Raw genomic sequence first — 14,820 nt, forward strand, 5'->3', positions numbered from 1 at the left:
GCGCCCGACCGCGTGACGACGTGCCGGGGCCGGGTGCCGGGGCGCGCGGTCAGCGCGGCCCGCGCCGGCGCGGCATGCGGAAGGGCAGCAGCGCCTTGACCCAGCCCGCGCGGAAGCGGTCGAGCGAGAGGCTCTCGTGCACCGCGGTGGTGTGCTCGCCGCAGAGCCGTGTCGCGAGCGTGGCGCGGGCGTAGAACGGCGCGTCCTCGAGGGGTGCGAGCACGCGCGGCGCGGCGCCGGGATCGGCGCGCGTGGTCCGCCTGAGGCGCCAGAGCGTGGCGGGCAGCCCCACCTCCGGCGGCGGCGGCATCCGCTCCGCCCGGCCGTCGGCGGCGAAACGGAGCGCGAGCGAGACCGCCGAGCCGTCGCGGCGGACCGCATCGTAGAGCACCGCCGCGCCCGATCCGACCGGGGCGCGGCTCCAGGTCCAGTGCGCGAAGCCGTCCTCCAGCGGCTCGACCCCCGCATTGGCGTCCCAGTAGCCGTGGCCGGTCCAGGCGAGGGCCGGGTCGGCGAAGGCCACCTCGACGCGCGCCACCGGCGCGATCGGCTGCCAGCGGTGCCGTCCGGGCCCGTCCAGCGCCTCGGCGTGGCCGGCGAGCGCGGCGGGGAACAGCCGCACGCGTCCGCGCAGCCGTTGCGGCAGCGGCACGGCGACCTCGTCGATCGCGATCGTGAGCGCCGTGCCGTCCCAGGCGAGCGCGCTGCGCGCGAGCACGAAACGATCCGCCGTGCGCGCGAGCGCGCCCGCCCCGCGTTCGGTCATCGCCCAGCGCGCGCGCGGCCCGTAGAGCGCGACGTTGAGCGCCGCATGGTCCTCGGCCCGCGCCTCGCCCCGGCCGCGCGCCCAGGCGTAGTAGGGCGAGAACACCGAGCCCACGAAGGCGATCACCACCAGCCCGTGGCGGCCGTCGTCGCTCAGCGCATCGACATACCACCAGGCATAGCCGCCCGGCGGGACCGGTGCATCGAAGCGAGGTCCGAGAGCACCGCCGCCGCCGCCAACCGTCCCGACAGCGCCGCCATCGGCACGCCCGGGCCCGGATGCACGCTGCCCCCCGCCAGCGCCAGGCCCGGCAGGCGCGTCCGCGCCCCCGGCCGGCGGAAGGCGGCCTGCCAGCCATGCATCGCCCGGCCGTAGAGCGCCCCGCCCGTGGCCGGGAACATCGCCGCGAAGTCGCGCGGCGTCGTCATCGCCATCCGGTCGGCCGTGCGCTCCACCACCAGACCATGGCGCGCGAGACGCGCGAAGGTTGCCTGTTCGCATGACGCGATCTCCTGCGGGGTCGGGGCGGCGGCATCGCCGGTGGGCGGGGCGTTGACGAGCACGAGCAGCCGCTCCGGCCCGGCCGGCGCGGCCGTGCCGTCGTCGCTGCGGTCCTGCGCGCAGACATAGACGGTGGGCTCGGCCGGCAGGGCCCGGCGGCGGAAGATCGCCGCGAACTCGGCCGCGTAGTCGCGCGCGAAGAACACCGTGTGGTGGGCGAGCGGGAAGCCGGCGGCGGGGGCGTGCAGGCACCAGGTGACGGCCGAGAGCGAGCGGACCGCATCGCGCTGGTCGGGCACGGCCCGGCGCGCCGCCTCGCCGAACAGCCCGGCGGCGAGGGCTGCGACATCGGCATTGCAGACCACGGCGTCTGCGTCGATGCGCTCGCCCGAGGCCAGCCGCACGCCGGCCGCGCGGCCGCGCTCGGCCAGGATCTCGGCGACCTCGGCACGGTAGCGGAACGTCGCCCCGCGCGCCTCGGCGAGGGAGGCGAGGGTGCGCGCCAGGCGGTGCATCCCGCCCTCGACCAGCCACACGCCCGCCTGCTCGACCTGGGCGATCAGCATCAGCGTGGCCGGCGCGGCGAAGGGCGAGGAGCCGCTGTAGGTGGCGTAGCGGCCGAAGAGCTGCCGGAGCCGCGGATCGGCGAAGTGCTCGCCGAGCGCGTCCCAGAGCCGGGCGAAGGGCGAGGCGCCGAGCAGGTCGCGCACGCCGCCCACGCCGGCGCGCGCCACCAGCGCGACGGGCGAGGGGCGGGAGCCGCGCAGGAAGGCGTGCTCGAGGGTGCGACAGACCGCCCGGGCGCGCGCGCAGAAGGCGCGGTAGCCCGCCGCCCCGGCCGCGCCCGCGAACCTCCCGATCGCGTCGGCCGACCGGTCGGGATCGGCGAACAGGTCGAGGGTCGCGCCGTCGTCCCAGGCGTGGCGGGCGAGCAGGCCGGCCGGGCGCAGGGTCAGGTGGTCGTCCAGCCGCGCCCCCGCCTCGGCCAGGATCTCGTCCAGCACCCGGCGCAGGGTGAACACGGTCGGGCCGGCATCGATCCGCGCCCCGCCCACCGTCACCGCGCGCATCTTGCCCCCGGGGGCCGCGCTGCGGTCCAGCACCGTGACGGCCAGCCCGCGTGCGGCGAGCAGCAGCGCCGCCACCAGTCCGCCGATCCCGGCGCCGATCACCACCACCCGGTCGTTCCGCACGCGCGTTGTCCTCCGGGTCCGATTGTGGTTGACACGACTGTCAATGATCAATGACAGTTTGGACCGACAATCACGCTTTACAGTCGCGGGGCCGGGCACGGCCGAGAGCGTGTCCGGTCCGGGAGGAACGGGACATGGACGCGATCGGCCGCATCGAGAAGGCACTCACCGCCGCGCTTGCCATCGCCGAAGCCCCCGGCCGGCCGCCGCGGCTGGCCGAGGCGATGCGCTACGCCGTCTTCCCGCGCGGCGCGCGCGTCCGCCCGCGGCTCTGCCTCGCGGTCGCCATGGCCTGCGGCGAGGACGTCCCCGAACTCACCGATGGCGCAGCCGCCGCGATCGAGCTCCTGCACTGCGCCTCGCTGGCGCATGACGACCTGCCGTGTTTCGACGACGCCGCGACCCGGCGCGGCAGGCCGGCGCTGCATCTGGCCTTCGGCGAGCCGCTCGCGGTGCTGGCGGGCGATGCGCTGATCGTGCTCGCGTTCCAGGCGCTGGCCCGCGCCGGCACGGCCGAGCCTTCGCGCCTGGTCGGCCTGCTCGGCATCATCGGCGACGCGGTGGGGATGCCGTTCGGGATCGCCGCCGGGCAAGCGTGGGAGTGCGAGCCGCGCGTCGATCTCGGCGCCTACCAGCGCGCCAAGACGGGCTCGCTGTTCGCCGCCGCCTGCATGGCGGGGGCGGCCGCCGCGGGCGTGCCGGCGGCACCCTGGCGCGCGGTCGGCGAGAAGCTGGGCGAGGCCTACCAGGTCGCCGACGACCTGCGCGACGCCGCCGCCGACGACGAGGAGGCCGGCAAGACCACCGGCCGGGATGCCGTGCTCGGCCGGCCGAGCGCGGCCCTGACGCTCGGCATCCCGGCGGCGGTGCGCCACCTCGAGGATCTGGTCGGCGAGGCCGCGGCCGCCATTCCCGACTGCCCCGGCCGCGAGGCGCTGGAGGCGCTGATCCTGTTCGAGGCGCGCCGGCTGGTGCCGAAATCGCTCGCCCTCTCGGCCGCGTGACCGCGGAGGCCGCCCTGACGGCGGGGGTCCTGCCTGGCTTCGCCTTCGCGGCCTGGCGCGAGCGGGCGCTCGACCTGCGCGACCGGCTGCTCGGCTCGGCCGGGTTCCGCCGCCTGGCGCTCCGCCTGCCGCTGGCGCGGCGCATCGCCCGGCGCGAGACGCGGGCGCTGTTCGATCTCTGCGCCGGCTTCGTCTACTCCCAGGTGCTGGCCGCCTGCGTGCGGCTCGAGCTGTTCGCGCTGCTGCGCACCGGACCGCTGGCGGCGGACGCGCTCGCCGCGCGGCTCGACCTCGCGGAGGAGACGGCGCGCCGGCTGCTCGACGCCGCGGTGTCCCTCAGGCTGCTCGCCCGGCGCGAGGGCGATCGCTACGGGCTCGGGCCGCTCGGCGCCGTGATCGCGGGCGAGCCGGGGATCGCGGCGATGGTGCGGCATCACGAGGCGCTCTACCGCGACCTCGCCGATCCGGTGGCGCTCCTGCGCGCCGGCCGCGGCGAGGCGGTCGCCGCCTACTGGCCCTATGCCGGCGCGGCCGACCCGGCGGCGCTCGGCGCGGACTCGGTCGCCGCGTATTCGGCGCTGATGGCCGCCTCGCAGCCGATGGTCGCGGCCGAGGTGCTGGCGGCCGTGCGCTTCGACCGGTTCCGCTGCCTGCTCGATGTCGGCGGCGGCGAGGGGGCGTTCCTCGAGGCCGTGGCGGCGCGCTACCCGGCGCTCGGGCTGAAGCTCTTCGACCTGCCGGCGGTGGCGGCGCGGGCGCGCGGCCGGCTCGCCGCGGCCGGGCTCGCGGTCGCGGTGACGGGCGGGGATTTCCGCCGCGATCCGCTGCCCGAGGGCGCCGACGCGCTCTCGCTCGTGCGCGTCGTGCACGACCACGACGATGCGACCGTGCGCACGCTGCTGGCCGCCGCGCGCCGGGCGCTCCCGCCCGGGGGCACGCTCATCCTGGCCGAGCCGATGTCCGGCACGCGCGGCGCCGGGCCGATCGGCGAGGCGTATTTCGGCCTCTACCTCCTGGCGATGGGTCGCGGCCGGCCGCGCACGGCCGCGCGCCTGGCGGAGATGCTGACGGAGGCGGGATTCGTCGCGCCGCGCCTGGTACGCACCCCCACGCCCCTGCTGGTCCGCGTGCTGGTCGCGCGGTCACCGGGGCCTCCGGGAACGAGTGTCAATCATGCTTGACCTACATCATCGTCAAGCTAGACTGACACGCGGGGAGGCAGACGCGTGGAGTCCCTGATGGACACCGTCGCCGTGCTGATGAAGGAACCGCAGCGTCTGGCCTTGGGCCGGCTGGAACTCGCCGAGCCCGGCGAGGCCGATGTGGTCGTCGACGTCTCCTGGAGCGGCATCAGCACCGGCACCGAACGTCTGCTCTGGTCTGGGCGGATGCCGCCCTTCCCCGGCATGGGATATCCCCTGGTTCCCGGCTACGAGTCGGTCGGCCGCATCGCCGCGGCCGGTCCGGCCTCAGGACGATCCGTTGGCGAGACGGTCTTCGTGCCCGGATCGACCGGGTTCCGCAACGCCCGCGGCCTGTTCGGGGGCGCCGCCGCGCGGCTGGTGGCGCCGGGGCCGCGCGTCGTCCCGATCGATGCCGGGCTCGGCGATCGCGGCGTGCTCATCGCCCTCGCCGCCACCGCGCACCACGCCTTCCCGGCGGACGGTCCGCAGCCCGACCTCATCGTCGGCCATGGCGTGCTGGGGCGGCTGATGGCGCGGCTCGCGGTCGCGGCCGGCGCCGCGCCGGTGGTGTGGGAAACGAACGCCGCCCGACGCGGTGGCGCGCACGGCTACACCGTGCGCGATCCCGCCGAGGACACCCGCAGGGACTACCGTCTGGTCGCCGAAGTCTCGGGCGACGCCGCGATCCTCGATGCGCTGATCGCGCGCCTCGCGCCCGGCGGCGAGATCGTGCTCGCCGGCTTCTACGGCGACCGGCTGTCCTTCGCCTTCCCGCCCGCCTTCATGCGCGAGGCGCGGCTGCGCGTGGCGGCGGAATGGAAACCGGCCGACCTCGCCGCGGTCGGCGCGCTGATCGCCGCGCGCCGGCTCGCGCTCGACGGGCTGATCACGCATCGCGCGCCGGCGCGCGATGCGGAGGCCGCCTATCGCACCGCATTCACGGATCCGGCCTGTCTCAAGATGGTGCTGGATTGGAGGGAGGTCCAATGACCGTCATCCCGACCGGCAGGGCCGTGCCCTCGCCGCAGCAGAGCCGGACCGAGGCCTTGCGCGCCGAAGCCGCGATCGATCCGCCCCCGCCCGCCACCGCGCCGCCCACGAAACGGACGCAGATCATCGCGATCTACGGCAAGGGCGGGATCGGCAAGTCGTTCACGCTGGCGAACCTCAGCTACATGATGGCGCAGCAGGGCAAGCGTGTGCTGCTGATCGGCTGCGATCCCAAGTCCGACACCACCAGCCTGCTGTTCGGCGGCAAGTCCTGCCCCACCATCATCGAGACCTCGTCGAGGAGGAAGGCCGCCGGCGAGGAGGTGAAGATCGGCGACGTCTGCTTCAAGCGCGACGGCGTGTTCGCGATGGAGCTGGGCGGGCCGGAGGTCGGCCGCGGCTGCGGCGGCAGGGGCATCATCCACGGCTTCGAGCTGCTCGAGAAGCTCGGCTTCCACCGCTGGGACTTCGACTTCGTGCTGCTCGACTTCCTGGGCGACGTGGTGTGCGGCGGCTTCGGCCTGCCGATCGCGCGCGACATGTGCCAGAAGGTGATCATCGTCGGCTCGAACGACCTGCAGTCGCTCTACGTCGCCAACAATGTCTGCTCGGCGGTGGAGTATTTCCGCAAGCTCGGCGGCAATGTCGGCGTCGCGGGCATCGTCATCAACAAGGACGACGGCACCGGCGAGGCCGCGGCCTTCGCCGCGCGCGCGGGCATCCCCGTGCTCGCCGCGATCCCGGCCGACGAGGACATCCGCCGCAAGAGCGCCAACTACGAGATCATCGGCAAGCCCGGCGGGCGCTGGGGCCCGCTGTTCGAGGCGCTCGGCACGCAGGTGGCCGAGGCACCGCCGGTGCGGCCGAAGCCGCTCTCCCAGGAGGAGCTGCTCGGGCTCTTCAGCGGCGAGACGGTGGGGCGCGACGTGGTGCTCGACCCGGCGACGATCGAGGACATGTGCGCCGCCGATCTGGTCGAGAAGCCCTCCCTCGAAGTGGTCTACGAGGGCGTGTGATGGACGGCGGCGCGCCCCGTCCGGTGCCGGAGGCCGGGGGCTGCCACGGCGGCCGCGAGACGATGCGCGAAGCGGCGCGCGAGGCCGGCAAGAGCGCGACACTCGATCGCCTCGCCGCCGACTATCCGCGCGGGCCGCACGACCAGCCGCAGTCGATGTGCCCGGCCTTCGGCTCCTTGCGCGTGGGCCTGCGCATGCGCCGCGTGGCGACCATCCTTTCGGGGTCGGCCTGCTGCGTCTATGGCCTAACCTTCACCAGCCACTTCTACGGCGCGCGCCGCACCGTGGGCTACGTGCCGTTCAACAGCGAAACCCTCGTCACCGGCAAGCTGTTCGAGGACATCCGCGAGGCCGTGCACAGGGCGGCCGACCCCGAAGCGGTGGACGCGGTGGTGGTCACCAATCTCTGCGTGCCGACGGCCTCGGGCGTGCCGCTCGATCTGCTGCCGAAGCAGATCAACGGCGTGCGCATCATCGGCATCGACGTGCCGGGCTTCGGCGTGCCGACCCATGCCGAGGCGAAGGACGTGCTGGCCGGCGCGATGCTGGCCTATGCGCGCGGCGAGGCCGAGGCGGGCCCGGTGGCGCGGCCGCGCGAGCAGGCCGATCTGCCGACCGTGTCGCTGATCGGCGAGCTGTTCCCGGCCGATCCGGTCGGCATCGGCGGGCTCATCGCACCGATGGGGCTCGCGGTCGGGCCGGCCACGCCCGCGCGCGAGTGGCGCGACCTCTACGGCGCGCTCGACTGCGTCGCGGTGGCCGCGCTGCATCCGTTCTACGTCGCCTCGGTGCGGGAGTTCCGCGCGGCAGGCCGGCCGGTGGTGGGCTCTGGTCCCGTCGGTGTCGAGGGCACCGCCGCCTGGCTGGAGGAGATCGGCGCGGCGGCCGGGGCGGGCGGCGAGCGCATCGGGCTGGCCAAGGCGAAGGCGCTGCCGGCGATCGCGCAGGCGCTCAAGGCCGCGCCGATCGACGCCACCGTCACGGTCTCCGGCTACGAGGGCTCGGAGCTCCTGGTGGCGCGGCTGCTGGTCGAGGCCGGCGCGCGCGTGCCCTATGTCGGCACGGCCTGTCCGCGCACGGAATGGTCGGATGCCGACCGCGTCTGGCTGGAATCGCGCGGCGTGCACGTCCAGTACCGCGCCTCCCTCGAGCAGGACATCGCGGCGATGCTGGAGGTGCGGCCCGATCTCGCGCTCGGCACCACGCCGGTGGTGCAGAAGGCGAAGGAGGCGGCGATCCCCGCGCTCTACTTCACCAACATGGTCTCTGCCCGGCCGCTGTTCGGCCCCGCCGGCGCCGCCTCGATCGCCGGGATCGTCGCGGCGCAGACGCGCGGGGCCGAGCGCTTCCGCCGCATGGTGTCGTTCTACGAGGGCGTCGGCACGGCGGCCGGGCCCGGCTATGGCTGGACCGACATTCCCGCCGAGCCGCCAGGCTTCCGCGAGCGGCAGAAGCGCCTGCGCGCCGCGCGCGCCAAGGCCGAAGAGGCGGTGGGGACGTAACGCCATGCTCGTCCTCGACCACGATCGCGCCGGCGGCTACTGGGGCTGCGTCTACGCCTTCACCGCGGTGCGCGGCCTGCGCGTGGTGATCGACGGCCCGGTCGGCTGCGAGAACCTGCCCGTCACCGCCGTGCTGCACTACACCGACGCGCTGCCGCCGCACGAGCTGCCGATCGTCGTGACCGGCCTCGACGAGGACGCGCTGTCGCAGGACGGCACCGAGCGGCTCCTCAAGCGCGCCGACGGCACGGGCGATGTCGAGCTGCCCTCCGTCGTCGTCACCGGCTCGATCGCCGAGATGATCGGCGGCGGCGTCACGCCCGAGGGGTCGAGCCTGAAGCGGTTCATCCCGCGCACCATCGACGAGGACCAGTGGCAGGCCGCCGACCGCGCGATCTACTGGCTCTGGACCGAGTTCGGGCTGAAGAAGCCGAAGGTGCGCAAGGCGCGCGCGGAAGGGGCCAAGCCGCGCGTCAACATCATCGGCCCGATCTACGGCACCTTCAACATGCCCTCCGATCTCGCCGAGATCCGCCGCCTCGTCGAGGGGATCGGCTGCGAGGTGAACATGGTGTTCCCGCTGGGGGCGCATCTCGACGAGATCCCGCGCCTCGCGGACGCCGACGTGAACATCTGCCTCTACCGCGAGTTCGGCCGCAAGCTCTGCGAGGCGCTGGACCGGCCGTATCTGCAGGCGCCGATCGGCCTGTTCGCCACCACCAACTTCCTGCGCACGCTGGGCGAGCTGGTGGGCGTCGATCCCGAGCCCTTCATCGCGCGCGAGAAGCACACCACGATCAAGCCGATCTGGGATCTCTGGCGCAGCGTCACCCAGGACTTCTTCGCCTCCGCCTCCTTCGCGGTGGTCGCCTCCGAGACCTACACGCGCGGGCTGAAGCGCTTCCTCGAGGACGAGATGGGCATCCCCTGCGCCTTCGCCTTCGCGCGCAGGCCGGGGCAGAAGCCCGACAACGCCGCCGTGCGCGAGGCGCTGCGCAAGACCCCGCCGCTGGTGCTGTTCGGTTCCTACAACGAGCGCATGTACGCCGCCGAGCTGAAGTCGCGCGCGATCTACATCCCGGCCTCGTTCCCCGGCGCGATCATCCGCCGCGCCACCGGCACGCCCTTCATGGGCTATGCCGGCGCCACCTACATCCTGCAGGAGTACTGCAACGCGCTGTTCGATGCGCTGTTCCACATCCTGCCGCTGGGGACCGATCTCGACCGGATCGAGCCGACCCCGGCGCGCGCGAGCCAGCCCTGGGACGACGAGGCGCGCGCGCTGCTCGAACTGCACCTCGAGAACGAGCCGTTCCTGGTGCGCATCTCCGCGGCCAAGCGGCTGCGCGAGCGGATCGAGCGCGCCGCGCGCGAGGCGGGCGAGACGCGCGTGACGGTCGAGCGTGCGGCGCGCGCGCTCGCCGACCAGCTTCAGGGGGTGCCGGCATGAGCGGCCCCCCGCCCCCCTTCCAGCTGCGGAGCGGGACCGAGCGCGCTCCGCAGCGGATCACCGATCGGCGACGGTGCGCCCCACCGTTCCGATCCCCGCCGCGCGGGACTAGCGCGGTAACGGCCGCAAGGCCATCAGCCAAGAGGTACCGCAATGGCTGATCGAACCGACGGCTCGCTGTCGGGGCTGACGGAACACGAGGCGAAGGAGTTCCACGGCGTCTTCGTCTCGAGCTTCGTCATCTTCACGGTCGTCGCCGTCATCGCCCACATCCTCGTCTGGATGTGGCGCCCCTGGCTGCCACCCGTCGGCGGGTGGCGGCAGTCGCTGATCGACGGTGCCGCCACCGTCGCGTCCTACCTGACCTAGGGAGGGTCCCGACATGTGGCGAATCTGGTTGATCTTCGATCCGCGCCGGGTGCTGGTCGCGCTCGGCGTGTTCCTGCTGGTCCTGGCGCTGCTGATCCACTTCATCCTGCTCAGCACCGACAGGTTCAACTGGCTGGACGGGCCGCGCCGCACGGCGGCGGTGTCCTACGACACCTCCCTCGTGCTGCCGACCTAGGGGTGAACGCCGGTTGACGGGCGGGCGAGGCGCTCGCGCCGGACCCGCCCGTCGCCGGCATCGCGCCGCCGGTCCGATCCGCGCGCGACGAGGCAAGGGAAACGCACCATGGCGATGCTGAGCTTCGAGAAGAAGTACCGGGTCCGCGGAGGGACCCTGGTCGGGGGCGATCTCTTCGACTTCTGGGTCGGGCCGTTCTACGTCGGATTCTTCGGCGTCACGACCGTCTTCTTCACCGTGCTCGGCACGCTGCTGATCCTGTACGGGGCGGCGCTGCAGGGCACGTTCAACGTCTGGACGATCAACATCGCGCCGCCCGACCTGAAATACGGCCTCGCCTTCGCGCCGATCAAGGAGGGCGGGCTGTGGCAGCTCATCACCATCTGCGCGATCGGCGCCTTCGTCTCCTGGGCGCTGCGCCAGGCGGAGATCAGCCGCAAGCTCGGCATGGGCTACCACATCCCCGTGGCCTACGGTGTGGCCGTGTTCGCCTACATCACGCTGGTGGTGATCCGGCCGCTGCTGCTGGGCGCCTGGGGCCACGGCTTCCCCTACGGCATCTTCAGCCATCTCGATTGGGTCTCGAACGTCGGCTACCAGTACCTGCACTTCCACTACAACCCGGCGCACATGATCGCCGTGTCGTTCTTCTTCGCGACGACGCTGGCGCTCAGCCTGCACGGCGCGCTCGTGCTCTCGGCGCTCAACCCGCCGAAGGGCGAGCCGGTGAAGACGCCCGAGCACGAGAACACCTTCTTCCGCGACCTGATCGGCTACTCGATCGGCACGCTGGGGATCCATCGCCTCGGCCTGTTCCTGGCGCTCTCGGCCGGGTTCTGGAGCGCGGTCTGCATCGTCATCTCGGGTCCGTTCTGGACCCGCGGCTGGCCGGAATGGTGGGGCTGGTGGCTCAACCTTCCGATCTGGTCGTAAGGCACGGGAGCGACACCGATGGCCGAATACCAGAACATCTTCACCCGGGTGATCGTGCACGGCCCCGCGCCCTATCCGGGCGTGCCCCTGCCGAAGGGCGACTCGCCGCGCACGGGCGCGGCAAGCTTCCAGCGCGTGCTCGGCAAGATCGGCGATGCCCAGCTCGGCCCGATCTATCTCGGCTGGCTGGGCAGCCTGTCGATCGTCTGCTTCACGGTCGCCTTCGTCACGATCGGGCTCAACATGTGGGCCTCGGTCGGCTGGGATCCGGTGCAGTTCGTCCGCCAGCTCTTCTGGCTCGGGCTCGAGCCGCCCCCGGCGCATTACGGGCTCAGGCTGCCGCCGATGCATGACGGCGGGTGGTGGCTGTTCGCGGGCTTCTTCCTGACGGCCTCGATCCTGCTGTGGTGGGTGCGCACCTATCGCCGCGCCCGCCAGCTCGGCATGGGCACGCATGTCGCCTGGGCCTTCGCCGCGGCGATCTGGCTCTACCTGGTGCTGGGCTTCATCCGGCCGCTCCTGATGGGCAGCTGGTCGGAGGCGGTGCCGTTCGGCATCTTCCCCCATCTCGACTGGACGGCGGCGTTCTCGATCCGCTACGGCAACCTCTTCTACAACCCGTTCCACGCCCTCTCGATCGTCTTCCTCTACGGCTCGACCCTGCTGTTCGCGATGCACGGCGCGACCATCCTGGCGGTGTCGCGCTACGGCGGCGAGCGCGAGATCGAGCAGACGCTGGATCGCGGCACGGCGGCCGAGCGGGCGGCGCTGTTCTGGCGCTGGACCATGGGCTTCAACGCGACGATGGAGAGCATCCATCGCTGGGCCTGGTGGTTCGCGGTGCTCTGCCCGCTCACCGGAGGCATCGGCATCCTGCTCACCGGCACGGTGGTGGACAACTGGTACCTCTGGGCGGTGAAGCACGGCTTCGCGCCGATGTACGACCCGATCGTCCCCGGAATGGCCGACCCGGCCGCAGCCGCAGGAGCGATGCGATGAGCTTCACCCTGAAGATCGTGCTCGCCGTCCTCGGCGCGCTCGGCGTGATCGTCGTCGTCACGAGCTTCGAACGACCGCCCGTGAACGTGGTGCAGGTGGGCCAGCGCGGCACGGCGATGGAGCTGGTCGCCAACCCGCGCGCGCTCGCGGCGCGTGCGCCGCGCCACGCCGTGCCCGAGCCCACGCCGCCGGTCGACGCGGCGGGACAGAAGGCCTCGGAGGTCTACGAGAACGTCCAGGTGCTGGGCGACCTCGACGCCAATGCCTTCACCCGCCTGATGATCGCCATCACCGCCTGGGTCTCGCCCGAGCAGGGCTGCAACTACTGCCACAACCCCGAGAACCTCGCCTCGGACGAGGTCTACACCAAGGTCGTCACGCGGCGGATGCTGCAGATGACCAGGACCATCAACGCCTCGTGGCAGGCGCATGTCGGCCAGACCGGCGTCACCTGCTACACCTGCCATCGCGGCCGGCCGGTCCCGGAGGAGGTGTGGGCGACCGATCCCGATCCGCACCGCACGCGCGGCATCGCCGCCTCGGCGGCCGGGCAGAACATCGCCTCGCCGGCGGTCGGACTGTCGTCGCTGCCGCACGATCCGTTCACGCCATTCCTGCTGCGCGACGACCCCATCCGGGTCACCGGCACGCGCCCGCTGCCCCATGGCAATCCCGCCACGATCATGGGCGCGGAGTGGACCTACGCGCTGATGGTCCATTTCAGCGCGGCGACGGGCCAGAATTGCACCTTCTGCCACAACACGCAGAACTTCGGGAAATGGGAGAGCTCGACGCCGCAGCGCGTCACGGCCTGGCACGGCATCCGCATGGTGCGCGCGGTGAACAACGACTACATCGAGCCCCTGCGTCCGCTCTGGGCGGCCAACCCGCACGGTCCGCCCGAGCGCGGCGACGCCACCCAGTCGCGCCTCGGCCCGGGCGGCGATCCGTGGAAGGTGAGTTGCGGCACCTGCCATCTCGGCGCCAACAAGCCGCTGCTCGGCCGGTCGATGCTGGCCGACTACCCGGAACTGAACGCCGTCACGCTCGGTCCGCTCCGTTCGGCCGCGCGCTGACGATCCGTTCGGCAACGCATCCGGCAGACGGATCGGCGGCGTCGCCCCGGCACCGCACCGCATGCGTCAGGGCGCCTGCCGCCAGCCGCGGCGATCGTCGACCGCAGGCTGGGCTCCCTGTCGTCGGTCGAGCGGCGGATGGTGTGGCGCCGGTCAGGCACGCCCGCCAGGGCCGGTCTGCGACCGGTGCGGCGCTAGGCTGAGCGGGGCGATCGCGTCGCCGCTGCGGCCGCGGTAGTCGTGCCGGCCGGCGTCGCGCAGCATCCTGGCCTGGCTCTCGGCGAGGATGCCGGCGGCCTCCCCGACATCCAAGAGCGTCGGCCGCCCATCCGCCAGCACCTGTCTGCCGGCCACGAAGACGTGCCGTATCGCGCGGTCGGCGGCATGGAACACGAGCGAGCGCAGCGGGTCGCGCGCCGGGACCATCAGCGGGTGCGCGAGATCGACCAGCACCAGGTCGGCTGCCGCGCCCACCGCGAGCCGGCCCATGTCCGGCCGGCCGAGCGCATCCGCCCCGCCGACGGTCGCGGCGTGGAACACCGCCGCCGTGTCGGCGGCGGCGAGGTCGCGTGCGGCGTTGCGTGCGAGCAGAATCGCGAGCCGCATCTCCTCGATGATGTTGTGCGGAGCGACATCCGTACCCATCGCCATGCGCACGCCGCGGCGGCGGTAGCGGCCGAAGTCGCGCAGATGCTCGCCGTAGCGCGCGAAGGGCGAGGGGCAGTGCGCGACCGCCACGCCGTGCTCGGCCATCAGCGCGAGGTCGCGCGCCGCATGCCAGCGGATCGAGGGATGCTCGTCGATGAAGATCGCATGCCCCAGGATGGCGCGCGGCGAGAGGATGCCGATCGCGGCCGCCCACTGGATCGGCGTCATCCCGTGGCGGCGGATCATCTCCTGCACCTCGATCACGGCCTGGGCGATGTGGGTGGTGAAGGGCCGTCCCCTCTCGGCCGCGAGGGCCGCGGAGTCGCGCAGCAACCCCTCCTCCACGGTGTCGATCTGGGCAGGGAACACGATGCCGCGCAGCAAGCCGGAGGGATCGGCCTCCGCCTCGTCCATGATCGCCTGGGCGCGCCGGAAGCCCGTCCTGCCGTGCGCCTCGTCCCAGGTCCAGGTGACGGTCTGCGGCGCGCTCATACCCCAGCGCGCGCTCGCGTAGCCCGGCCCGACCCACACCCGCAGGCCGGACTCGCGCATCACGTCGATCCAGCCCTCGAACGGCGCGGTGAGATCGACCACCGCCGTGACGCCCGCGCCCATCAGCTCGGCATAGGCGAGCCGCATGGCGGCCTGCTGGCCCGTCACGTCGAGGCGGAAGGCCTGGAGCCGCTCGAACAGACCGCTCATGTACTGTTCCGGTACGCCGTGATCCTCGCGCACACCGCGATAGGCGGGCTCGGTGGTGGGGTGCGTATGCACGTTGACGAGGCCCGGCATCGCCAGCATCTGCCGTGCGTCGATCACGGTCAGGTCGGAATCGACCGGGCCGTCCGCATGCGGCGCGATCGCGGCGACATGGCCGTCACGCAGAACGATATCGACGTCCCGACCATAGACGTGGCGCTCCGCCGCCGCGTCCCATAGCACCGCCCAGGCGGCATTGCGGATCAGCGTCGGTGTCGTCTGCATCGCGATGGC

General features: G+C 73.0%; 14 protein-coding genes. 11 read left to right on the forward strand and 3 right to left on the reverse strand.

All coding sequences use genetic code 11. The annotated features are described in order from the left end of the window. Nucleotides 1–49: 49 nt before the first annotated feature. Both FK498_RS05245 and crtD read right to left on the reverse strand, forming a co-directional pair. Nucleotides 50–892, reverse strand: a complete 843-nt coding sequence (locus FK498_RS05245) for a carotenoid 1,2-hydratase (RefSeq protein WP_237560839.1) — start codon at nt 890–892, stop codon at nt 50–52. Nucleotides 893–918: 26 nt separating this feature from the next. Next, nucleotides 919–2,460, reverse strand: coding sequence for a 1-hydroxycarotenoid 3,4-desaturase CrtD (gene crtD / locus FK498_RS05250; protein WP_141852258.1), 1,542 nt, complete (start codon nt 2,458–2,460; stop codon nt 919–921). A 134-nt stretch (nt 2,461–2,594) separates the two neighbouring features. Here crtD and FK498_RS05255 point away from each other — a divergent pair, with 134 nt between their 5' ends. From FK498_RS05255 to pufC, 11 genes are all read left to right on the forward strand, one after another. After that, the gene (locus FK498_RS05255; protein WP_141852260.1) at nt 2,595–3,464 is read left to right on the forward strand and encodes a polyprenyl synthetase family protein; all 870 of its coding nucleotides are present in this window, start codon (nt 2,595–2,597) and stop codon (nt 3,462–3,464) included. Next, on the forward strand, nt 3,461–4,645 hold the full coding sequence (locus FK498_RS05260; RefSeq protein WP_141852262.1) for a methyltransferase: 1,185 nt from the start codon (nt 3,461–3,463) through the stop codon (nt 4,643–4,645). Before FK498_RS05255 ends, FK498_RS05260 begins: the two co-directional genes overlap by 4 nt. A 57-nt stretch (nt 4,646–4,702) precedes the next feature. Beyond that, the gene (gene bchC / locus FK498_RS05265; protein ID WP_141852264.1) at nt 4,703–5,638 is read left to right on the forward strand and encodes a chlorophyll synthesis pathway protein BchC; all 936 of its coding nucleotides are present in this window, start codon (nt 4,703–4,705) and stop codon (nt 5,636–5,638) included. After that, nucleotides 5,635–6,654, forward strand: a complete 1,020-nt coding sequence (locus FK498_RS05270; RefSeq protein ID WP_141852266.1) for a chlorophyllide a reductase iron protein subunit X — start codon at nt 5,635–5,637, stop codon at nt 6,652–6,654. The genes bchC and FK498_RS05270 overlap by 4 nt, the downstream gene beginning before the upstream one ends. After that, entirely contained in the window at nt 6,654–8,156 is a 1,503-nt protein-coding gene (gene bchY, locus FK498_RS05275) for a chlorophyllide a reductase subunit Y (RefSeq protein ID WP_141852268.1), read from the forward strand. Before FK498_RS05270 ends, bchY begins: the two co-directional genes overlap by 1 nt. Before the next feature lie 4 nt (nt 8,157–8,160). Then, nucleotides 8,161–9,606 (forward strand): chlorophyllide a reductase subunit Z, encoded by a 1,446-nt coding sequence (bchZ, locus tag FK498_RS05280; RefSeq protein WP_141852270.1) that lies wholly within the window; start codon nt 8,161–8,163, stop codon nt 9,604–9,606. Between the two features lie 153 nt (nt 9,607–9,759). Beyond that, nucleotides 9,760–9,975, forward strand: a complete 216-nt coding sequence (pufB, locus tag FK498_RS05285) for a light-harvesting antenna LH1, beta subunit (protein WP_141852272.1) — start codon at nt 9,760–9,762, stop codon at nt 9,973–9,975. A gap of 13 nt (nt 9,976–9,988) precedes the next feature. Beyond that, entirely contained in the window at nt 9,989–10,171 is a 183-nt protein-coding gene (gene pufA, locus FK498_RS05290) for a light-harvesting antenna LH1, alpha subunit (RefSeq protein ID WP_141852274.1), read from the forward strand. Nucleotides 10,172–10,279: 108 nt separating this feature from the next. Beyond that, on the forward strand, nt 10,280–11,104 hold the full coding sequence (gene pufL / locus FK498_RS05295) for a photosynthetic reaction center subunit L (RefSeq protein ID WP_141852276.1): 825 nt from the start codon (nt 10,280–10,282) through the stop codon (nt 11,102–11,104). A gap of 18 nt (nt 11,105–11,122) precedes the next feature. Continuing rightward, complete coding sequence (pufM, locus tag FK498_RS05300; RefSeq protein ID WP_141852278.1) at nt 11,123–12,103, forward strand: photosynthetic reaction center subunit M; 981 nt, start codon at nt 11,123–11,125, stop codon at nt 12,101–12,103. Continuing rightward, nucleotides 12,100–13,179 carry a photosynthetic reaction center cytochrome PufC gene (gene pufC, locus FK498_RS05305; RefSeq protein ID WP_141852280.1) on the forward strand — a complete coding sequence of 360 codons (1,080 nt, stop codon included), beginning with the start codon at nt 12,100–12,102 and terminating at the stop codon, nt 13,177–13,179. The genes pufM and pufC overlap by 4 nt, the downstream gene beginning before the upstream one ends. A gap of 153 nt (nt 13,180–13,332) precedes the next feature. Here the strand turns inward: pufC and FK498_RS05310 are convergent, their stop codons facing one another. Further along, a complete protein-coding gene (locus FK498_RS05310; RefSeq protein ID WP_141852282.1) occupies nt 13,333–14,811 on the reverse strand; it encodes an amidohydrolase family protein in 1,479 nt (492 codons plus the stop codon). Between the last annotated feature and the right edge of the window lie 9 nt (nt 14,812–14,820).

The organism is Elioraea sp. Yellowstone (assembly GCF_006704265.1).
Taxonomy (GTDB): Bacteria; Pseudomonadota; Alphaproteobacteria; order Acetobacterales; family Acetobacteraceae; genus Elioraea.

Excerpts from the sequence above, each read along its gene's own strand:
- FK498_RS05255 (WP_141852260.1), top strand. The coding sequence starts at position 2,595 with ATGGACGCGATCGGCCGCATCGAGAAGGCACTCACCGCCGCGCTTGCC.
- bchC (WP_141852264.1), top strand. The coding sequence starts at position 4,703 with ATGGACACCGTCGCCGTGCTGATGAAGGAACCGCAGCGTCTGGCCTTG.
- FK498_RS05270 (WP_141852266.1), top strand. The coding sequence starts at position 5,635 with ATGACCGTCATCCCGACCGGCAGGGCCGTGCCCTCGCCGCAGCAGAGC.
- bchY (WP_141852268.1), top strand. The coding sequence starts at position 6,654 with ATGGACGGCGGCGCGCCCCGTCCGGTGCCGGAGGCCGGGGGCTGCCAC.
- bchZ (WP_141852270.1), top strand. The coding sequence starts at position 8,161 with ATGCTCGTCCTCGACCACGATCGCGCCGGCGGCTACTGGGGCTGCGTC.
- pufB (WP_141852272.1), top strand. The coding sequence starts at position 9,760 with ATGGCTGATCGAACCGACGGCTCGCTGTCGGGGCTGACGGAACACGAG.
- pufA (WP_141852274.1), top strand. The coding sequence starts at position 9,989 with ATGTGGCGAATCTGGTTGATCTTCGATCCGCGCCGGGTGCTGGTCGCG.
- pufL (WP_141852276.1), top strand. The coding sequence starts at position 10,280 with ATGGCGATGCTGAGCTTCGAGAAGAAGTACCGGGTCCGCGGAGGGACC.
- pufM (WP_141852278.1), top strand. The coding sequence starts at position 11,123 with ATGGCCGAATACCAGAACATCTTCACCCGGGTGATCGTGCACGGCCCC.
- pufC (WP_141852280.1), top strand. The coding sequence starts at position 12,100 with ATGAGCTTCACCCTGAAGATCGTGCTCGCCGTCCTCGGCGCGCTCGGC.
- FK498_RS05310 (WP_141852282.1), bottom strand. The coding sequence starts at position 14,811 with ATGCAGACGACACCGACGCTGATCCGCAATGCCGCCTGGGCGGTGCTA.